Here is a 21309-nt window from a genome sequence, read left to right as displayed (position 1 = left end):
CATCATGCAAGACCCTGCCAGCCACACCGATGTCGTGATCTGCGAGTGCTTCTGCCGGGACGGCCTGCAGCACGAGACGATCATGCTGCCCGCCGAGGTCAAGATCGACCTCGTCGATCGCTTCTCCACGCTCGGTTTCCAGCGCATTGAAGCCACCTCGTATTCAAACCCCGCGGTGATTCCGCAGTTCGCCGATGCCAGCCAGGTGCTGGCCGGCATACAGCGCCACCATGATGTGCACTACAAGGCGACCTGCCCCAATCCCCGTGCCGTCCAGCGCGCCCTGGCCGACCTGGAAGCCGGACGCGGCGCCACCGAGATCAGCATGCTGGTGTCGGCCAGCGAGTCGCATTCGCAGCGCAACTTGAAGCGCTCGCGCGAGGACCAGTGGGAAAACGTGCGCGAGATGGCGCAGTTGGCCGCTGGCCGCTTCAGGCTGGTCGGCACCATTTCTGTGGCCTTCGGCTGCCCTTTCGAGCACGCCGTCAATCCCAGGCGTGTGATCGAGGATGCCATCCGTTTCCGCGAGTATGGCGTCCAGTACATCACCTTGGGTGATACGACCGGCATGGCCACGCCCCAGACAGTGCGCGGCCTGTTCAAACAGCTGTGCGGTGAACTGCCAGATGCCAGTTTGATCGCGCATTTCCACGACTCGCGCGGCACGGCGCTGGCCAATTGCGTCGCGGCGCTGGAAGCGGACGTTCGTTATTTCGACGCGGCCATCGGCGGCGTCGGCGGCCACCCGGCCAAAGTGCAATACGGCGGCGGCTATACCGGCAATGCCTGCACCGAAGACCTGGTGGATCTGTTCGAAGCCATGGGCGTGCGCACCGGCATAGATGTGCCCGCCTTGATCGAGGCCGGACAACACTGCGAAACGGTATTGAACCGAAAGCTGGCCGGCCATGTGACGCATACGGGCGCGAATCCGCTGCGTTGAACTCGCCCGCGACTACCGCTGTAGACCTTGCTGTACATCCACTTCCATCGTTTCAGGAAACAGGAAATAAAAAATGAAAAATGCTTGGAGACACGTCTTGTCCACCGCGCTGACGGCCTTGGCCCTGTCAGTCGTGGCTGCCCCCGCGCAAAGCGCCTATCCGGACAAACCGGTACGCTTGATCGTGCCGTATCCGCCGGGCGGCCCGACCGATATCCTGGGACGCATGGCCGCGCAATACATGACGGAGAAGACGGGCCAGACCTTCATCGTGGAGAACCGGGCCGGTGCCAGCGGCATGATAGGCGCGGAGACGGTCGCGCGTGCGTCCGCGGATGGCTACACCTTGCTGGTGAACGCATCCATCCATGTGATCTATCCCAGCTTGTATAAGCAGGTGCCCATCGATCCGATCAAGGACTTCACCCCCATCAGCCAGATCGCGCTGGTGCCGCTGGTGTTGGTGATGAGCCCGAAGCAGCCCGTGCAATCGGTGGCGATGCTGGTGGAAGCCGCGAAGGCCAGCCCGGGGCGCTTCCGCTTCGCCTCGTCGGGCAACGGCGCGGCGCCCCATCTTGCGGGCGAGGCATTCGACCTGCTGGCCGACGTCAAGATGCAGCACATTCCGTACAAGGGCAGCGCGCCGGCTTTGACCGACCTGATCGGTGGTCACGTCGACTTGATGTTCGATTCCCTGCCGTCCAGCATGCCGCACATCAAGAATGGCTCGCTCAAGGCCTTGGCTGTCACCACGGGGAAGCGCATTCCGTCGCTGCCTGACGTGCCCACGGTGGCCGAAGGGGGCGTCAAGGGGTATGAGATCACCACGTGGTACGGCATCTGGGGCCCTAAGGGTCTGCCTGCGGATCTGGCGAGCCAGGTCTCGAAGATGATGGCCGAGATGGTGAAAGACCCCAAGTATCGTGAACGTCTCGACACCCTGGGCGCCGAGCCGGTAGGCAGTACGCCTGACGCGTTCGCCAAGTTCCAGGTGGACGAGGAACGCAAGTTCGGCGACATCGTGCGCCAGTCCGGCGCGAAGCTGGACTAACGCGCAACGCGCTGTTGCCTTGCGGCAGCAGCGCTGCTTTCCTTCGCTATACTTCTTCGCCAGCCATCTTGCGCCGCGCCGCGGCCTTTTCCATGACGTCATCCGACCCCAGCGTTTCCACGCAAGACGATAACGCCGCGGTCAGCCCCGTCGAGCGTGCCATCTGGATCCTGAAGGCCGTGGCGGGCCTGGAGGACAAGCGGCTGACGGACATCGCCCGTCATTGCGGCCTGCACAAGACGACCGCGCTGCGCCTGATCGGCATCCTGGAAAAAGAAGGGCTGTTGCGCCGCGATCCCGATACTCGCCAGTACGCTCTGGGTCCCGAGGTAGCCCGTCTGGGCCTGGCGGCGCGTGAACTGGTGGACTGGCGCGCCATCGTGCGGCCGGCCTTGATGCATCTGTCCAGCCGCTGGGGCGACACATCGATTTTCTCGGTGCTGTCCAATGTCGAACTGGTGTGCGTGGATCTGCAAACCGGCGCTTATCCCATCCAGGCCAATTACCAGCAGGTGGGCAGCCGCCGCAGCTTGGGCGCAGGCTCCAGCGGCATCGCCGTGCTGGCTGCCTTGCCGGAGGAGGCCCGCCGCGCGGCCTTCCAGCGTATCACCGGGCCGTTGGAACAGTTTCCCGAAATCACACCGGCCGTGCTGGACGAGCGTGTGACCTTCGCGCAAACCCACGGCTACTCCACACTGCTCAACGCGGTGGTGCCGGAAATGGGCGGCATCGCCGTGCCGGTCCGTGACGCCACCGGTTGGCCCGTGGGCGCGCTGAGCATGCCCAGCCTGGCTTCACGCATCCTCGCGCGCGAAGAGGAAATGGCGGCGTCCTTGAAGGAAGAGGCGGCCCGTATCGAACAGGCCATCTCGGCGCTGGCAATCCGGGCGCGTTAACTCAAGCCGCCTCATCACCAAACTTGAACTTCGCATACCGCAAGGAATACTCCAGCGGCTGCGATTCTTCCGTATGGACGCGCTCCGTCGACCCGGCCAGGGGCGTGTCGCCCATCCAGGTGTCCGCTTCCGGCTTGTGTTGCACCGTGAACGGCATGTCCTCGAATTTCTCGCCCAGGGCGTCGTTGTAGACCACCTGTTGCGTATACGTGCCGGTGCGCGCGCTGGGTAGTTGCGGCAGCTGCGCGGCGTCGGACGCCGGGCCGTCGAAACTGTGGCTCGCCCCTTTCACGGAGAACATGCCCGGCATCTTGAAAATGATGTCGCTGCCCTGCAAGGTCACGCTGGCGCCGCCGGCAACGAGAGTCACGCTTTCCTTGGCCAGTACGTCGATGGCCGCCTCGGTGGAGGTGATGGTCACCCCCTGGGCGGCCAGCAGCTCCAGCGCGTCCGTATGCGCCCGCAGGGACACCGGCGCCTGTGCCGCGATGGCCCGTATGCCGTCCTGGTCGGCATAGATACCCGCTGCCTGTCCCGCCACCACGGCGAAAGTATTGCGCGCCGACACGTGCACGTCCTCCTGCGCCGACGCGTGGACGTCGCCGGTCGCATGCAGCACCGCCGACGCCGGCGTGGCAAGGTTCAAGGACAAGGGCGCATCCAGCACGACGCGGGCGTCGGCGATGCCGTCCACCGGGTCCGTGCCGTCGCGGCTTTCCATGCTGGCCTTGTTGGCGTCCTGGCCGTTGACCGAGGCGGGCAGCTTGCCTTCCTGCTCGGGGTCGACCGCCTTGATGGCGTCTTCGAAACCTTCGTTCGCACGCAAAGCCTGGGCCTTCCGTTGCACGGCGGTGGAGTCCAGCCGCTGCGCGATGTTCTGCGCCTGGCGCAGGCGTTGCAGCGTATTCGGCGTGGCCAAGGTCGCCGTCGCCTGCGCATCGGCCGCCGACGACAACAGCATGCCCTGACCTGACCGCAACACGGTCCATGCGTCACTGCGCAGTTCGAAGCCGCTGCCGCGCCAGGCGCCGCGCGTGCCGTCGGCGGGGGCCTGGGCCACCAGGTGGCCCAGGTTCAGCTGGCTGGCCGCGGTGGACGTGGCCATCTGCATGCGCAACTGGCCGCTGGTGTCGTCGAACAGCCACTGGTTATGGCCGGACCCGTCCAGGGCCTGGCTGTGCCAGCCGCTGAGGACGCCGCCATGGTTGGCGCCGCCGTCGATGCCGGCCGAGTAGGGCGGCAGGTCGCTGTCGTTATAAAGCTGCGCCGAGACGACGGGCTGGTCGATATCGCCATCGAGGAACTCAACGATGACTTCGGTGCCCGCACGGGGAATATGATGGCCGCCCCAGTTCGGGCCCGCCTGTCCGGTGGCCACGCGCAACCAGGTGCCGCTTGCAGCGCTGCCCGGCGCGTTGCCGCGCTCATCGCCATGGCTGCGATGCGCCAGGCCGCCGGCCAATGGCCGTTCGCCGCGCTGCCAGGGGAATTGCACTTTGACGCGCAGGTCGCGGCCGGACGCAATCGGCGCCTCGTCGCCAGCCACCACCTGGGCGATGACGGCCTCCGGCGCGGTCGGACGCGTGCGCCAGACCGGCAGCACGGCCGCCGCGCGCGGCTGGGCGTCGAAACGGTTCAGATAGCGGCCGCGCTCCAGGTCGGTCGAACCGACCAGGGTCGCGGCCTGGCTGCCCAGGTTGTTCGCCACCTCATGGATGACGCGCAGCACGGTGTATTCATGGCCCAGCTCGTCGATGGCCTGACCGGCGCCATCGCCGCCCTGGCCGTCGTAACGGTCATGGCCGGTCATCTCGAAGGTATCGCCGGGACTCAGCTGCCGCACCGTGCCGCTGCCTTCATAACGCACCTGGCGGGCTTCCAGCGCGCGCAGGCGCAGCACGGCCACGCGATTGGCGTCGTCGCCGTCGGCATAGCGGCCGTGGCCGTCGTAATCGTAGTCTTCCAAAGTGGGCAGCTTGCCGGCATCCTCGCTGGACGCCAGCTGCGCCGCGTGCGCCTGCAGGGTCTTGTCGTCCCAGGCGCTGCGCGTCACGGTATTGGATTGCACCGTCAGGGCGGAATGGAAACGGGTGATCGTGTCGCTGGTCTCAGTGGCGTCGCTGCGATGGAAACGTATCGGCGAAGCCGCGCTGGCGGGCAGGGTCGCACCCGCATCGAACACCACCAGCTGATGGCGGGCCGCGGCGGAATCCGAGTCGTCGCCATCGCCTTGCTGATGCACGAAACGGAAGGCCAGACCGTCCTCGGCCAGGATGCGCTGCACGAACTCCAGGTCCGACTCCCGGTACTGCGTGCGCACCGCGCGCTTGGGCGGCGTCGCCGTCACTTCGAAGGCATAGGACGACAGCGGATAGTCCGCGAAGATCTCCGTCAGGATGTCGATCGACGTCTTGTCCTGGAAGATGAAGCTGTCCCGGCGCCAGGCCAGCGCTTGCAGCCACGGCCTTGCGTGGATGCGGTAACGCGCCAGGCCGCCGTCCGCGCCGAGGTTGTCGATGCCTGTGACCATCATGTGCCAGCGGCGGCTGGACCGATCGGCCAGCAGAAGGTCGATGCTGATCTCCCGCCCCAGCATGGGCGTCACGTCCAGTTGCGTCGACGTCGACAGGCAATCCAAAGTCACGCTGAACAGGCGCGAAACGCCTTCATCCACGACGCAGCGCTCGGCGACCAGTGCGTCGCCGAGCGGCGTGGTGGCCCGCAGCAGGCGGGTGTCCTGCGTCAACAGGGCCGTGTTCAAGGTGGCGTAGGCGAGGGCGGTGTCCATGATGGCGCTAGCGTAGGTGGGTCAGGGCAGCGAAATGGTCAGATGGGCCACGCGGGGCCCCAGCTTCACCACGTCGTGATAGGACGCCATGGCGGTCTGCATGTCATTGTTCAGCTGGTGGTTCAAACCGAAATACGCCAGCAGGCCCATAAGGGCAAAGGTGGCGCCCACGGTCCACAAGGGCACGTCGCGCTTGATGGCATGGGCGATCTTGTCGGGGATGGCCCAATGCGGCGCGAAGCCGGAGCGCTTGCCGCGCAGCAAGGCGATTTCATCGCCCAGGCGGGCGGTGAGATAACCCAGCTTCTCCTGGCCTTCGATCAGGTACTTGCCCTGGAAGCCCAGCAGCAGGCACATGTAATAGACCTCCAGGGATTGCAGGCGGCGTCCGCCCTGCGCGCGCAGGTCCTCCAGGCGATTGAAGAAGTTCTCGCCGGCCAGCTGCTCGCCGAACAGCGTCAGTTGCAGCGGTTGCAGCATCCAGCTGTCGCGGATGGAGAAACGGGAGTTCAACACCGTTTCGTCCACCGCCGCGCAGAAAGCGTATTTGGTGGCGTAGATGTCTTCGGCGGGCAGGTCCTGCTTCTTGGCGGCGCGTTCGAACTCCGCCAGGAACTGCTGCACGCGCGCGGAGAACGATGCGGCGTCCTTGGGTTCCTGCCCGCTCTTGAGCAGGAACAGCATGAGGAAACCGTCGTAAAGCATATCCATCAGCGATTTGTTCGTCGACGTCGCCATGAACTCGGCGGCGCGCGGTGGCAGCTGTTGCGGGCCACCGGACATCAGGGAAGGCGTGTTATCGGTCATGAGAGTCAGGGACGAGTCGGATCAGTGGGCGACGGCAATCAGGTCCAGCTTCAATTCAGGGATGCCGGCCGGGGCGTAGATGGCGATGCTCTGCGCCTGCAACATGCGCTCGTAGAGCGCGCCGCGCGTCTGCAAGGCGAAATAGCAGGCACCCGGCTTGACCGGGATAGCCGCGGGCACTTGCGGCGTGTAGACCAGCTGCACACCCGGCATGGCCGACAGCACCAGCTTCTCGGCGTCGTCGGGCGCGCCCACCTTGAAGCGCAGCGGCACCGTGTCGGCCAGTTCCGCGGCCGGCGTGGCGGCCGACACGGCCAGGTAGAAGCTGGTCTTGTCGTCGACCTTGCCGGAGTCCAGGCGGCCGGTATGGAAGGACGGCCGCACTTCTTCCAGGGCGATGGAGAAGTAACGCGTGGAGATGACGGTGTCGAGCAGATCGCGCAGGATGCCGTCCAGCCGTGCGAAGCCGGGGCCGGGGTTGTCATGCCGATACTGCGGCAGGTCGGCCAGCGCGAATTCCTTGGAGAAGGTCATCAAGGCGCCCGCCAGGCGAAGCAGCTCCTGGAACAGACGCTCGGGATGCAGGCCCGGGTGGTGATACAGGTGCGCCAGCGCCGCATGGGCCTCATTCGCCGTATGCAGCAGCCAGAACGACGCGACGTCGCCGGAGCGGAACTCGATGACGTTCTTCGACGGCTCCCGGTGCAGCCCATACAGCGTGCTGACCTTGGCTTCGAGGGCGTCGAGCAGCCGGCGCAGCCGGTCATGCAGCGCGGCGCACGCGTCGACGGACACGCTGGGGGCGATGAACTCGTGATCCAGCTCGTAGCCCGAGCTGGCGTTGCGGCGCACACGCGCCACCGGGATGGCCAGCAGCTGGTCGCGCGGGTCGAATTCCGATACCAGCCTGACGTTCTTGCGCAGGTAGGTGAGGTCCGCCGTGCTGGCGTTGGTATAGAGATCCGGCGATGCCTGGTCGCCACGCTGGTAGCGCGCGTCGAAATCATTGTCCTGCGGCGCGGCGCAGTTGCCGCCGACGGCCTTGAGCGGGTGCATGGCCAGATAGAAAATGGCTTCGGCGGCGCCGTCCAGGCTGTTCATCGACACCGGCGGCGGCAGGGCGTCCGCGTCGGGCGCCGAATAGATTTCACCGTCGGGGAAAATCGCCGCTAGTTCCGTCGCGTGCAACATGCCGTTGGCCAGGGCCGCGGCATCGAACTGCACGTTGCGCAGGCCCCAGGAGTAGGGATGCAAGGCGCGCGCGGTCTGCGCGAGGCGGGCCTCATGATAAGCGTCCTGGCGCTGGAAATGCTGCGGTCGAAGGAACAGGCCTTCGCCCCAAAGTATCTTGGCTGACTGACTCACGAGCAACTCTTCTCTTATATGGATACTGCGGTTGGAGATACTGCGGACGGAAACGCAATCAATTCATCATTCTGTGCTTCTATTAATCAGACCGGGCATTGCAGCGAGCCCAGCCGCGAGGCATCGAAGGCCGGCGCGCCCAAGGGCGGCGACACTTTGCCGGTGGCGACGGTCAGTGCGCATGCATGCGCGCCCAACACGATGCCGGTGTCCTTCGCGTCCTTGATATCGAACACATATTTCCAGCGATAGGGCGCCGGCGCGAAGAAGAATGCGACCACGCCGATGGCGACCGCGTCCTTCGGAACCTGCTCGGTGTTCTGATACACCTGCCCCGGCATCAGGGTCAGCTCGCGTTTTGCCAGCACGCTGTCACCTAAACGGTCCTTTTCTTGTTTCTCATCGATAAGGGATGACATCGGTGCTTGCTTGAAAGAGTCGGAATTCTTCAGGTAGTAAATCTTCGTAACGACAGCCATCGCTTGTCCGTTACTTATATTTAAATTTTGTCCGGCCTGGATGGAAAGTTTCACATCCGTAGGCGCGTTATCCGGCTTTTTCAGGCCCGCGGCTTCGAGCAAGGACCCGGTCGCGCTCGCCACCGCGCCGACGGCGCCAGCCGCCGCGCAACCCGCTAGGACAGGGGTTCCCAGCCCGATACAGACCCAAGCGAGGGCGCGCCAGAAATGGATACGTTTAAGCATGATTCTTTATACCGGAAGCATAAAAAACAATACAGAAGCCTTCTATTTCGAAGAACTTGCGACTAGGTAACATCGAGAAATCTTATGTAGTGTCGTTTTTACAAGGGGTTGATGAAATACGCCCCTTCGTGAAGAGCGCTACCCGTCAACCAGATTTTTCTTACTTCTTCTCCACTTTCCTATGCAAATCCGCCGCTTGGCCTTAATCGCGGGACTGATCGTAGTTCTCGCGGGTTGCACTACGACGCAGAAGAATCAGGAGCCCCAGTCCGATGCGGACTTCCGGCAATCGATCTCCGAAGCTGAGAAGACCTTTGAAACGAAGGGGTCTGACGCCGCGGTCGCGCAGTTCGAATCCATCGCGCAGCGCAATCCCACGCGCGGCCAGCCCTGGTCCTATATCGCCAAGATTCGTTTCGATGAACACAAATATGGTGAATCGATCGTGGCGGCCGATGAAGCCCTGAACCGCGATCCCACCGATTTCGTGGCCAAGTCCGTGCGCGCCGTCGGTGGCCTGCGCGTGGCCCTGCAATCGCTGTCCGATCTGCGCGCCGATGCATTGCTGGCAGGTAATGCCCGCAATGACGCGGTGGCACTGGCGCAATCGCTGCGCGACACGCTGGGTCAGGATGTGTTGTTCCCCGAAGGCCAGAAGCCCAAGCGCCAGCCCGTGCGCCGTCCGCCACCCAAACCGGCGGATGCGGCAACCGACGCTGGAGCGGCGCCGACGCCCAGCGCCGGTCAGTCTGCCGCCGATGCCGCCGCCAATGCTGCGAATGCCGCGAATGCGGCCGGCGTGCCCAAGCCCACCGTGCCGGCCAAGCCCGCCACCCCCAACGTACCCACGCCGTCGGGCAATAGCGCCGCGCCCGCGCCCAACCCCTTCGGCAACCTGCTGAAGTAACTCTTCCACGGAGCCGCGACCATGGCCAAGAAAGAAAGCATGCAGAAGCGGTTGCAGAAAGTGCGTCCGCCCCGCGTCCAGCTGACCTATGACGTTGAGAAAGGCGATGCCATCGAGAAGAAGGAATTGCCCTTCGTGGTCGGTGTCGTCGGCGACTTCAGCGCCCAGTCCGAAGCCGAATTGCCGCGCTTGAAGGACCGCAAGTTCGTCAATGTCGACGTCGATAACTTCGACGACGTCATGCGTGGCCTGGAGCCGCGCGCCGCTTACCGCGTCAAGAACGAGTTGACCGACGAAGGCGGCACGTTCGGCGTCGATCTGAAGTTCCGCTCCATCGAGGACTTTCGTCCCGAAGCCGTGGTGCAGCAGGTCGAGCCGCTGCAGAAGCTGCTGGAGATCCGCACCAAGCTGGCCGACCTGCGCAACAAGCTGGCCGGCAACGACAAGCTGGAAGATCTGCTGGGCGAAGTGCTGACCAGTACCGAAAAGCTGCAGCAGTTGACGAACGAAGCTGCTGACAAGGGGGACAAGCATGAGTAATGCTGCCGCTCAATCTTCCGCCAACGCAGCCGCCGGCGAAGAAATCGGCCTGCTCGACCAGATCGTCGAGCAAAGCCGCGTCGCCAAGTCCAGCGCCGAGCACGACCGCGCCAAGGACCTGATCGGCGAACTGGCCCGTGAAGTGATGAAGGGCACCGTTGTGGTGTCCGACAATCTGTCGGCCATGCTCGACGCGCGCGTTGCCGAACTGGACCGCCTGATCTCCGCGCAGCTCAGCGAAGTGATGCACGCCCCTGAATTCCAGAAGCTGGAAAGCACCTGGCGCGGCCTGCACTATCTGTGCACGGAAAGCCAGACGGGCACCATGCTCAAGATCAAGGTGCTCAACGTCACCAAGCGCGACCTGGTGCGCGACTTCCAGACCGCCATCGATTTCGACCAGAGCCTGATGTTCAAGAAGGTGTACGAAGAAGAATTCGGCACCTTCGGCGGTTCGCCTTTCGGCGCGCTGCTGGGCAACTTCGAAATGACGCGCCAGCCCGAGGACATGTACTTCATCGAACAGATGTCGCACGTGGCCGCCGCTGCGCATGCGCCCTTCATCGCGTCGGCGTCGCCCGAGCTGCTGGGCCTGGACAGCTTCGCCGACCTGGGCAAGCCGCGCGATCTGGCCAAGGTGTTCGACACCGTCGAATACACCAAGTGGCGCAGCTTCCGCGATTCCGAGGACTCGCGCTACGTCGGCCTGACCATGCCGCGCTTTCTGGGCCGCCTGCCTTACGATCCCAAGGAAGGCACGTCGGTCGAAGGCTTCAATTTCGTCGAGGAAGTCGACGGCACCGACCACTCCAAGTATCTGTGGTGCAACGCGGTCTGGGCATTCGGCGCGCGCCTGACGTCGGCCTTCTCGGACTTCGGCTGGTGCGCGGCCATCCGCGGCGTCGAAGGCGGTGGCCTGGTGGAAAACCTGCCCACGCATACCTTCAAGACCGATGATGGCGAAGTGGCGCTCAAGTGTCCGACCGAGATCGCCATCACCGACCGGCGTGAAAAAGAACTGAGCGACCTGGGTCTGATCCCCCTGGTGCATTGCAAGAATTCCGACTATGCCGCCTTCTTCGGCGCGCAATCGGTGCAGAAGCCGAAGAAATACAACACGGACAGCGCCAACGCCAATGCCGTGCTGTCGGCGCAACTGCAATACATCTTCTCGGTATCGCGCGTCGCGCATTACCTGAAGGCCATGATGCGCGACAAGATCGGTAGTTTTGCGTCGCCGCAATCGGTCGAAAGTTTTCTGAACCGCTGGGTGTCGCAATACGTCTTGCTCGACGACAACGCCACCCAGGAGCAGAAAGCGCAGTTCCCGCTGCGCGAAGCATCCATCCAGGTCGCCGAAGTTCCAGGCCGCCCGGGTGTGTTCCGTGCCGTGGCGTTCTTGCGTCCGCACTTCCAACTGGACGAACTGTCCATTTCTCTGCGGTTGGTGGCCGAGCTGCCGTCGCAAGCGCAGAAATCCTGAGCTTGGACACCGTCCAACCATGCCCGTTCACACTTAGAGGAAAGCGATGAAGGACATCTACATCAAGTTCGGCAATCCCGCCCTGAAAGGCGAGTCGCAGGACAAGGATCACGCCGATTGGATCGAAGCCAGCTCCTGGCACCACGAAATCATCCAGCCCCGTTCGGCCACCGCGTCGACCTCGGGCGGCCATACCGCCGAGCGTTGCGATCACGGCGAAATGGTGTTCGGCAAGGATCTGGATGTGGTCAGCCCGCTGCTGTACCAGCACGCTTCCGGCGGCACCACGTTCGATGAAGTCACCGTCGACTTCATGCGCGCCGATGGCGAAGGCAACCGGGTCAAGTACCTGGAAGTCAAGATGAAGTACGTCATCATCGCCCGCGTCGCGCCGCAGATCGTCGGCGAAGGCGTGCCTACCGAAACCCTGTCGCTGAAATACGCGGCCGTGCAGTGGAAGTACACGCAGCAGAAGATTGGCGGCAACCAGGGCGGTAACTCGCAAGGCGCCTGGAGCCTGACCAAGAACGACAAGACGTACTCGGCCTGATCTACCCAAGGTACCGAGGGAGACTGCGGCCCGCGGGGGTCGCAGTCTCCTTTGATTTGACGAGGGTCGCATGAAAGGATTCGAGCCCAGCTTGTTCGACAAGCTCTTTGGCGTTGAAGGGGAGTCCCCCCATGCGCTGCGCCGCTTGTCGGTGGAAGAGATGAAAGAGACGGTGGCGCGCGACATCGAGGCCCTGCTGAATACGCGCATGGTGTTTTCGGAAGAGGTGCTGAAGCGTCTGCCGGAGTGCCAGCGTTCGGTGCTGACCTACGGGTTGGCGGATTTTTCCGGCTTGAGCCTGGCCAGCCATTACGACCGTGAGCTGATCTGCCGTTCGCTGGAACAGGCCATCGCCCGTCATGAACCGCGCCTGAGCCAGGTGCGCGTGGTGCTGCTGATCGACAGCCGCGCCACGTCGGTACTGTATTTCGCCATCAACGGCATGCTGGAAGTGGGGCCGGCGCACGAGCCGGTGACGTTCGATGCCACCTTGCAGCCGTCCACGCTGCAGTATTCGGTGAGCAAGGGTTGGGCCAAGACCGCGGTCGCTGCCTGACGCGCGCTAGCGCAATTGGCCGCCACGCGGAGAGGGGAGCATGGAAGACCTGTTGCCATATTACGAACGCGAGCTGAACTTCCTGCGCAGCTCGTCGCGCGATTTCGCCCAGCGCTATCCCAAGATCGCGTCGCGCCTGGGCCTGTCCGCCGAGAACAGCGAAGACCCGCACGTCGAACGGATGATCGAGTCCTTCGCCCTGCTGGGCGCGCGCATCAACAAGAAGCTGGACGACGACTATCCCGAATTCACCGAGGCCCTGTTCGAGGTCCTCTATCCGCATTATCTGCGCCCGTTTCCTTCCTGCTCCGTCGCGTACTTCGACGTCGGCCAGGTGGCGGCGCAGCTGAGCGCGCCGGCGCGCATCGCGCGGGGTACCGAACTTAAGTCGCATCCCGTGCGAGGCGTGGCCTGCCGTTTCCGCACGGTGTACGACGTCACCCTGTTGCCGGTGGCGATCGGCGAAGTCAGCTATGTCAGCAGCATCAGCGCCCCGGTCGGCAACCTGCCGACGGGCGTGACCGGGCGGCTGTCGATTCGCCTGGAATGCCTGGGCGAGGCAATGAATTTCGCCACCTTGCCGGCTGGCAAGCTGCGCGTGTATCTGCACGGCGAGCCGTCTTTCGTCGCCGCCTTGCGCGACTGCCTGTTCCTGCGCACGGCGGCCGCCTATGTCGAAGCGCGACCCGGCCGCTGGGATGCGGTGTCCGGCATTCCGATAGGCGAAGTCGGCCTGGCCGACGACGAGGCCCTGATCGACTATCCGGCCCGCTCGCATCCGGCGTATCGGCTGCTGGCCGAGCATTTCGTCTTTGCGGAAAAGTTCAACTTCTTCGATATCGACCTGCAGGCACTGCGCGGCGCGGTCGGCCCGGCGCGTGCCTTTACCCTGCATCTGCCGGTGCGGGGCGTGCGCGCCGATTCCAATACCGCGCGGCTGCTGGAAAGCGTGGGAACGGATAACCTGCGGCTGGGTTGCACGCCGGTGGTGAACCTGTTCAAGCAGCGCGCCGATCCCATCCGCGTGACCCATATGTCGTCGTCGTATCCGGTGGTGGCCGACGCGCGGCGCGCCTATGGCTACGACATCTACGCCATCGAGCGCGTGCGCCAGGTGCGCCAGAGCGCGCAAGGCGAGTCGGTGGTCGAGTTCCGCCCCTTCTATTCCCTGCAGCACGGCGACACGCCGCAGGGCGCCGGCCATTACTGGACCGCGCGCCGCGACGAACTGGTGGCGCAGCGCAGCCCCGGTTACGAAACCGAGATTTCCCTGGTCGATATCGACTTCGATCCGTCGGTGCCCCAGGTGGAGACCCTGAGTATCGACCTGACGTGCACCAACCGCGACTTGCCAGCCCAGTTGGCGGCGGGCCAGCCGGGCGGCGATCTGTTCCTGGAAGGCGGCACCGTCGCGCGGGCCATCCGCATGTTGCGCCGGCCGACCCATACCCATCGTTTCCCGCAGGGGCACGCCGCGCATTGGCGGCTGATCTCCCATCTGGCGCTGAACCACCTGTCGCTGGTGCAGAGCGGGCTGCCGGCGCTGAAGGAAACGCTGCGTCTGTACGACTTGTCGCATTCGGCCGTGTCCGCGCGCCAGATCGAAGGCCTGGTCGGGCTGGACTACCGTCCGGCCACCCACTGGATGGCGGGCGAACCCTTTGCCACTTTCGTGCGCGGCATCGAGATACGCCTGACCCTGAACGAGGATAATTTCGTCGGCACCAGCCTGCATGCTTTCGTGGCGGTGATGAACCGCTTCTTCGGCCTCTATGTGCACGCCAACAGCTTCGTGCAGTTGGTGGTGCTGTCGCGCCGCAATTCCGATGAACTTCTACGGTGCCCCCCATGCAACGGCGACGCGATACTGGCGTAATCGAATCGCTGCTGGCGGAGCCGCAGCGCTACAAGTTCTTCCAGGCGGTGCGCCTGCTGGAGCGCTGGTTCCAGAAGCGCCAGGGCGAAGGTCGTTCGCGCGACGTGGTGGCGGGGAATATGCAGTTCCTCAATTCGCCGTCCCTGGGTTTTCCGGCCAGCGAGATCGCCGATGCCCAGGCCTATGACCGCGAGGGTAATCCGCTGGCGGATGCGCAGGCGATCAAGACGGCGGTGGCCCAGGGCGACGTGGCGCGCGTGGCGCTGACCCCGGCCTTCTTCGGTTTGCTGGGCGGGCAGGGCGCCTTGCCGCTGCATTACTCCGAAACGCTTGCTCTGCGCGAAAGCCTGAGCCGCGACCGGGGCGCACGCGCGTTTTTCGATATCTTCGCCAATCGCGCGGCCGCCCTGTTCTACGGCGCATGGAAGAAATACCGCCTGCCCCTGCGGCACGAGTCCGATCGCGATCACCATTACCTGCCCTTGCTGCTGGCCCTGGGCGGGCTGGGGCATCCGGCCTTGCGCGACCGCCTGCGCACGGGGGGCGGGGCGGTCTACGACGAAAGCATGGCGCACTATGCCGCGGCGATGCGCCAGCGTCCCGTGTCAGGAACCTATTTACAGCAGGTGCTGTGCGACTACTTCGGCCAGACCTTGCGGGTCGAGCAGTTCGTCGGAAAGTGGTACACGGTGCCTCCGGAACGGCGCACGTCGCTGGGCAGCCCGGGCGCCGTCCTGGGCGTGTCGGCCTTTGCCGGCGACCGTATCTGGCAACGCGACCTGCGCATGCGCATCTGGATCGGTCCCTTGTCGGGCGACGTGTTCGCCGATTTCCTGCCAGGCGGGGAACGGGCGCGCGCGCTGGAGAAAATGCTGACCATGCTGGCCGGCGTCAGCTTCGAGTACGAAGTGCGCCTGATCCTGGCCAAGGAGGCCGTGAGCGGCAGTTCGCTCGGCGGCGCCACGGCCAGTGCCCAGGAAGAAGGCGCCCAGGAAGGGGCCGGCGCACGGCTGGGCTGGAACACTTTTCTGTGCAGCGTAGCGGCCACTGAAGACCGCGACGATGCCAGCTACGAATTGCAGACCATTCACTAAAACCGAATCCAGGGAATAGCCGGCTCGCCGGCGCTTGCATATGGCCATACCGCTGAAGACGCTGATCTCGAAACTGAACAACACCTGCCGCCAGGCGGCGGAACGCGCTGCCAATTTATGCATGTCGCGCGGTCATTACGAAGTGGACCTGGAACATCTGTTCCTGGCGCTGTTGGAGCAGGCGAGCAGCGACGTCGTGGTGGTGCTGCGCAACAGCGACATCGATCCCATGGCCGTGGAAGCGGATCTGAATGCGGAGCTGCGTAATTTCAAGGACGGCAACAGCCGCACCCCGGTGTTCTCGCCGCATCTGTCCGGCTTGTTCGAGCACGCGTGGCTGATCGCGTCGCTGGACACGCAGACCACGCGTATCCGTTCCGGCCACCTGCTGCTGGCCTTGCTGACCGAGCCTGACCTGGCGCAGCTCGCGCATCGCGGGTCCACCCGTTTCGAGCAGATCAAGCTGGACGCGCTGAAGCACGACTTCGACGGCATCACTGCCGGTTCCGGCGAGGCGGCTCAGGCCGTGGGCTTCGGTGACGGCGCGACGCAGGCCGACGACAAGGGCAAGGACGCCCGCGCCGCCGCGCTGTCGGCGACGCCGGCCCTGGACCAGTACACCACCAACCTGACCGAGCGCGCACGCGCGGGCCACATCGATCCCGTGATCGGCCGCGACGCTGAAATCCGCCAGATGATCGACATTCTGACGCGGCGCCGGCAGAACAATCCCATCCTCACCGGCGAGGCCGGTGTCGGCAAGACGGCCGTGGTGGAAGGCCTGGCCTTGCGTATCGTGGCGGGCAATGTGCCGCCGTCGCTGGCCAACGTCACCTTGCGCGTGCTGGACATGGGCCTGCTGCAGGCGGGTGCCAGCGTCAAGGGCGAGTTCGAGAACCGCCTGAAAAACGTCATCGACGAGGTCAAGCGCAGCCCGGCACCCATCATCCTGTTCATCGACGAAGCCCACACCATGATAGGCGCGGGCGGGCAGGCGGGACAGAACGACGCCGCCAATTTGCTGAAGCCGGCCCTGGCGCGCGGCGAGCTGCGCACCATCGCCGCCACCACCTGGAGCGAATACAAGAAGTACTTCGAGAAAGACGCCGCGCTGGCGCGGCGCTTCCAGGTCGTCAAGGTGGAAGAGCCCGACGAGGCACTGGCGGCCAGCATGTTGCGCGGCATTGCCGCCCTGATGGAAAAGCATTTTTCGGTGCGGGTGCTGGACGAGGCCATCACCGCGGCGGTGCGCCTGTCGCATCGCTATATCAGCGGACGCCAACTGCCGGACAAGGCCGTCAGCGTGCTGGACACCGCCTGCGCGCGCGTGGCCCTGGGCCAGAGCACGACGCCGGCGTTGATCGACGATACGCGTCAGCGCCTGATCCGCCTGGAAACCGAGCAGGGCGCCCTGGAACGGGATGCCGCCGCGGCGGGCGGGCACGAAGCGCGCCTGGCGGAGCTGCATGACGAGATCGCCGCGGACCGCACGCTGTTGGAACAGGCGGAGCAAAGGCTGGAGCAGGAGCGCGAGTTGACGCGTGAGATCCAGCTGCTGCGCCAGGGCCTGGAGCAGGAAAGCGGCGCCGCGGCCACCAATGCGCAGGAAGCGCAATCCGCCGTGCCCGTCAGCAAGCGTGACGCGGGCCACGGGAAGGCGCCGTTGAGCGCGCGCCAGCACGAACTGGTGGCATTGACCGATAAATTGCGTGCCCTGCAAGGCGAGTCGCCCCTGGTGCCCGTCTGCGTGGATGCCCAGGTCGTGGCCGAGATCGTTGCCGCTTGGACCGGGATACCCCTGGGGCGCATGGTCAATGATGAAGTACGCACGGTTCTGGAGCTGAAGCAGACGCTGGCGGAACGCGTGATCGGCCAGGACCACGCTTTGGATGCCATCGCCCAGCGCGTGCGGACGTCGCGCGCCGGCCTGGAAGATCCGGACAAGCCCAAGGGCGTGTTCCTGTTTGTCGGTCCGTCCGGCGTGGGCAAGACGGAGACCGCGCTGGCGGTGGCCGACATCCTCTACGGTGGCGAGCGCAAGCTCATCACCATCAATATGAGCGAGTACCAGGAAGCGCACAGCGTGTCGGGCCTGAAGGGTTCGCCGCCGGGCTATGTCGGTTATGGCGAGGGCGGCGTGCTGACCGAAGCCGTGCGGCGCCAGCCTTATAGCGTGGTGCTGCTCGACGAAATCGAGAAGGCCCATCCCGACGTGCTGGAGCTGTTCTTCCAGGTGTTCGACAAGGGTTTCATGGACGATGCGGAAGGGCGGGAGATCGATTTCCGCAACACCCTGATCATCCTGACGTCCAACGTGGGGTCGTCCGCCATCATGCAGGCATGCCTGAACAAGACGTCCGAGGAACGGCCGGACCCCGACGCGCTGCACGAGGCGCTGCTGCCGCAACTGTACAAGGCGTTCAAGCCGGCCTTCCTGGGCCGCATGAAGACGGTGGCCTATTACCCGGTGGACGACGACGCGCTGGCGCGCATCATCACCCTGAAGCTGCAGCGCATTGCTGCCCGCGTGCAAGCCAACCATCGCGCCCTGTTCGAATGGGACGATGCGCTGGTGGAAGCGGTACTGGCGCGCTGCACTGAAGTCGATACCGGCGCGCGCAATGTCGATCACATCCTCAACGGCACCCTGCTGCCGGAGATCGCCGAGCAGGTGCTCGCGCGTATGGCGGAAGGCGGGGCGATCAGCCGCATTCGCGCCAGCGCCGGCGAAGACGGCGATTTCCTCTTCCAGGTGAATTGAGAGGCGCGCCACGATCGCGCCCAGGAGACCAAGCATCATGCCCAGCGTAAGTACGGACCTCTCGCGCTTGTTGACGGCTGCTTTCGAGCAGGGCAACCGTCTGCTCGACCTGTCCACCCCGCTGGGCGCCAACCGGCTGCTGGCGCAGGACATGCAGGGCAGCGACCGCATCAGCGACGGCGGCTATCGCCTGGAAATCCGCGCTTTGTCGGACGACGCGCACATTCCCCTGAAGGATCTGCTGGGCCAGCCGGCGCAACTGTCCTTGCAAAGCGCCTTGGGCCGCGCGACGCCGCGCGTGTGGCACGGCCACATCACGGAAGCCTGGTTCGATGGCGCCAACGGCGGGTTGGCGCGCTACCGCCTGCGCCTGGAGCCCTGGCTTGCTTTCCTCAGGCAGCGGCGCGACAGCTACGTGTTCCAGGACATGAACGTCTGCGACATCGTGGAGAGCATCTTCAACGATTACCGCGACCAGGGCACCTTGACGCCAGCCTGGCGTTGGTCCTTGAAAGACAGGTCGGTCTATGCCAAGCGCAGCCTGACCATCCAGTACCGCGAATCCGACTTCGATTTCGTCGAACGACTGCTGGCGGAAGAGGGCCTCTACTACTGGATCGAGCATCAGGCTGGAACGGACGACAGCCCGGGCAGCCATACGGTGGTGATCGCCGACGATAACGATGCCTTCAAAGCCGGACCGCAGGAGAGCGTGCGTTTCCATCGTGCGGATGTGACGGAAACCGAGGACACCATGCAACGTTGGGGCCGCGCGCGACGCTGGCTGACCAATGGCGTGCGCCTGGCAAGCTGGGACTACCGGGGCGCGGCCGGCCGGGTGGTGTCGGTGCAGGCGCCGGCGGACGGACTGAACAACAAGATGGCTTTGCTGGATGCGGATTATCCGGGCCAGTATGCCTTTGAGGACGATGCCCAGGGCGACCGCCTGGCGCACAACACCCTGGCTGCCTTGCGCGTGCCGGCATCCACCTATGAAGGGGCGGGTACGGTGCGGACGCTGGCGGCGGGGCAACGCTTTACGCTGACGGATCATTTTGGCAGCGGCGACGGCGCTGACGCTAGCGAATTCCTGGTGCTGCGGATGGAGCATTCGGCCCGCAATAATCTGCAGGCGAATCTTGGTCAGGCGTTTGAGGATGTGGCTGGGGCGGCGGGCGCCGCGGCCATCGGCGCAGGCGCAGCAGGCAGGGCTGCAGCGGCTACGGCGAGTGCCGGCAACACGGCCAACGGTGGCAAGGCTGCCGAAGCCGATTTCTACCAGAACCGCGTCACGGCGATTCCGGTGTCGGTGGAGTATCGCAACGCCACGGTGGACGGTCATGGTGAACGCATCCACCCCCGCCCGACCATCCTGGGCACGCAGACCGCGTTGGTGGTCGGCGCCGACGATCCCGTGCATACCGATCGCGATCACCGTATCCGCGTGCAATTCCACTGGCAGCGGGGCAGCACGTCCAGCAGCCGTCTGGCGCATCCGGCCGGGACCGACAACGCCCCGGCGAAGAATGATCTGGGCACCTGGGTACGCGTGGCCGAGCCCGTTGCCGGTGGCGACTGGGGCGGCCATTTCGTGCCCCGTGTCGGCCAGGAAGTGTTGGTGCAATTCCTGCACGGCGACGTCGATCGTCCCGTCGTGGTGGGGGCGGTGTACAACGGCGCGGGCGGCGAGAACGCGGCCTATAACCAGGTGCAATCCGGCGCCGCGCGCAGCACGGGCAATGCCCCGGCGTGGTTCGCCGGCAGCGACGGTGCGCATGCCCACAACGTGGTGATGTCCGGTTTCAAGTCGCAGGAGATGTCGGGCAGCGCTGGCGGCTCCGGTGGCTATAACCAGTTGGTGATGGACGATACGCCTGGGCAGTCGCGCCTGACCGCGTCGACCACGCAGGAAGACAGCCGGCTCAATCTGGGACGTCTGAAGCAGCAGAATGACAATGAGCGGCTGGATGACCTGGGCCATGGCGCCGAGCTGGCCAGCAAGGCTTCGGTGGCGGTGCGCGGTGGCCAGGGCTTGTTGATCAGCGCGGACGCGCGGCCCAATGGCAGCGGCGCGGCGCTGGACAGCAGCGAGGCTGTCGTTCAACTGGATATGGCATCCGAGCAGGCACAGGCGCTGGCCAAGTCGGCCGGGGCGCAGCAGGCCAAGCTCGAAGGCGAAGCCGAGCCTGCCGAGTTACCGGCATTGAAAGGGCTGACGCATGTAGGTAAAGTGCTGCGGCAGACGCAGACGCGGCAACGGGTCGGCAGCACGGGTGGCAGTGCCGCCGGCGGTGCTACGGGTGGCGCGGCGGGTGGCGCTACGGCCGCAGGCAGCGGCGCAGCGGGCACTTCATCCAGCGCCGCATCTAGCGCAAGCGCTGGCGCTACCGGAGGCGCCTCCGAAGGCGATTCGGCCACGGCCTATGGCGAAGCGCATTTCCAGGTCAGCGCACCGGCCGGTATCGGCCAGTACACGCCGGCCAGCGCCTTCCTGGCCGCGGGCGCCACGCTCGCTCACGTCGCTCCTGACGTCAACTGGAGCGCCATCGGCGATGTGGTGGCGGACGTCGCTGGCGGCGTCGTGCTTTACACCGACGGCAAGGGCGATGAAGGCAGCAGTCGGCCGGCCAACCAGAAAGGCCTGTTCCTGCACGCGGCCGCCGGCAAGCTCAGCTTGCAGGCGCAGCAGGACACCGCCACGCTCAACGCCAAGAACGCGGTGACGCTCAGTTCCACGCACGCCACCCTGCAGATCGACGCCAGCACGCACATCCTGGCGACCGCGGGCGGCGCCTATCTGCGCCTGGAGAATGGCCAGGTCCAGCTGCATGCGCCAGGCAAGGTCACGTTCCACGCCGGCTCGCACGCCTGGCAGGGGCCGCAATCGGCGCAGGCCAGCGCGGGTTTCGGCGGCGGTCCCTTGTGCGACGCACGTGTACGCGGCGCGGCCCAGCAGGGCGGCGCCGTCGTGCCGATATAGGCTGGCGC

General features: G+C 65.0%; 16 protein-coding genes. 12 read left to right on the top strand and 4 right to left on the bottom strand.

Annotated features, from left to right (window positions below; all coding sequences use genetic code 11):
• The first annotated feature begins 4 nt into the window (after positions 1-4).
• The 3 genes from ASB57_RS16060 (at position 5) to ASB57_RS16050 (ending at position 2890) form a co-directional block, all read left to right on the top strand.
• The gene (locus ASB57_RS16060; protein ID WP_057653127.1) at positions 5-943 is read left to right on the top strand and encodes a hydroxymethylglutaryl-CoA lyase; all 939 of its coding nucleotides are present in this window, start codon (positions 5-7) and stop codon (positions 941-943) included.
• 73 nt (positions 944-1016) lie between these two features.
• Positions 1017-1994, top strand: a complete 978-nt coding sequence (locus tag ASB57_RS16055) for a tripartite tricarboxylate transporter substrate binding protein (RefSeq protein WP_057653126.1) — start codon at positions 1017-1019, stop codon at positions 1992-1994.
• Between the two features lie 92 nt (positions 1995-2086).
• Positions 2087-2890, top strand: a complete 804-nt coding sequence (locus ASB57_RS16050; protein WP_156414187.1) for an IclR family transcriptional regulator — start codon at positions 2087-2089, stop codon at positions 2888-2890.
• A gap of 1 nt (position 2891) precedes the next feature.
• Here ASB57_RS16050 and ASB57_RS16045 read toward each other — a convergent pair whose 3' ends face one another.
• The 4 genes from ASB57_RS16045 to tssJ all read right to left on the bottom strand — a co-directional run bounded on the left by ASB57_RS16045 (position 2892) and on the right by tssJ (position 8554).
• Positions 2892-5678, bottom strand: coding sequence for a type VI secretion system Vgr family protein (locus ASB57_RS16045; RefSeq protein ID WP_057653124.1), 2787 nt, complete (start codon positions 5676-5678; stop codon positions 2892-2894).
• A gap of 21 nt (positions 5679-5699) precedes the next feature.
• A complete protein-coding gene (icmH, locus tag ASB57_RS16040; RefSeq protein WP_057653123.1) occupies positions 5700-6485 on the bottom strand; it encodes a type IVB secretion system protein IcmH/DotU in 786 nt (261 codons plus the stop codon).
• 21 nt (positions 6486-6506) lie between these two features.
• A complete protein-coding gene (gene tssK / locus ASB57_RS16035) occupies positions 6507-7850 on the bottom strand; it encodes a type VI secretion system baseplate subunit TssK (protein ID WP_057656192.1) in 1344 nt (447 codons plus the stop codon).
• An 86-nt stretch (positions 7851-7936) separates the two neighbouring features.
• The gene (tssJ, locus tag ASB57_RS16030) at positions 7937-8554 is read right to left on the bottom strand and encodes a type VI secretion system lipoprotein TssJ (protein ID WP_082621645.1); all 618 of its coding nucleotides are present in this window, start codon (positions 8552-8554) and stop codon (positions 7937-7939) included.
• Between the two features lie 196 nt (positions 8555-8750).
• Between tssJ and ASB57_RS16025 the strand changes: the two genes are divergently transcribed.
• From ASB57_RS16025 to ASB57_RS15985, 9 genes are all read left to right on the top strand, one after another.
• Positions 8751-9461, top strand: a complete 711-nt coding sequence (locus tag ASB57_RS16025) for a hypothetical protein (protein ID WP_231755165.1) — start codon at positions 8751-8753, stop codon at positions 9459-9461.
• A gap of 21 nt (positions 9462-9482) precedes the next feature.
• The gene (tssB, locus tag ASB57_RS16020; RefSeq protein ID WP_057653120.1) at positions 9483-10001 is read left to right on the top strand and encodes a type VI secretion system contractile sheath small subunit; all 519 of its coding nucleotides are present in this window, start codon (positions 9483-9485) and stop codon (positions 9999-10001) included.
• Positions 9994-11484 (top strand): type VI secretion system contractile sheath large subunit, encoded by a 1491-nt coding sequence (gene tssC, locus ASB57_RS16015; protein ID WP_057653119.1) that lies wholly within the window; start codon positions 9994-9996, stop codon positions 11482-11484. Before tssB ends, tssC begins: the two co-directional genes overlap by 8 nt.
• A 46-nt stretch (positions 11485-11530) precedes the next feature.
• Entirely contained in the window at positions 11531-12034 is a 504-nt protein-coding gene (locus ASB57_RS16010) for a type VI secretion system tube protein Hcp (protein ID WP_057653118.1), read from the top strand.
• A 70-nt stretch (positions 12035-12104) separates the two neighbouring features.
• The gene (gene tssE, locus ASB57_RS16005) at positions 12105-12590 is read left to right on the top strand and encodes a type VI secretion system baseplate subunit TssE (protein WP_057653117.1); all 486 of its coding nucleotides are present in this window, start codon (positions 12105-12107) and stop codon (positions 12588-12590) included.
• A gap of 40 nt (positions 12591-12630) precedes the next feature.
• Positions 12631-14466: a type VI secretion system baseplate subunit TssF gene (tssF, locus tag ASB57_RS16000; RefSeq protein ID WP_057653116.1), complete on the top strand. Its 1836-nt coding sequence runs from the start codon at positions 12631-12633 to the stop codon at positions 14464-14466.
• Positions 14430-15560: a type VI secretion system baseplate subunit TssG gene (tssG, locus tag ASB57_RS15995; RefSeq protein ID WP_197424736.1), complete on the top strand. Its 1131-nt coding sequence runs from the start codon at positions 14430-14432 to the stop codon at positions 15558-15560. Before tssF ends, tssG begins: the two co-directional genes overlap by 37 nt.
• A gap of 40 nt (positions 15561-15600) precedes the next feature.
• Entirely contained in the window at positions 15601-18321 is a 2721-nt protein-coding gene (gene tssH, locus ASB57_RS15990) for a type VI secretion system ATPase TssH (RefSeq protein ID WP_057653114.1), read from the top strand.
• A gap of 37 nt (positions 18322-18358) precedes the next feature.
• Positions 18359-21301, top strand: coding sequence for a type VI secretion system Vgr family protein (locus tag ASB57_RS15985; protein ID WP_057653113.1), 2943 nt, complete (start codon positions 18359-18361; stop codon positions 21299-21301).
• Positions 21302-21309 lie beyond the last annotated feature (8 nt).

The sequence above is a fragment of the Bordetella sp. N genome (assembly GCF_001433395.1).
In the GTDB taxonomy this organism is placed as follows: Bacteria; Pseudomonadota; Gammaproteobacteria; order Burkholderiales; family Burkholderiaceae_B; genus Bordetella_C.
This window is presented reverse-complemented; position numbering and strand designations above follow the sequence as displayed.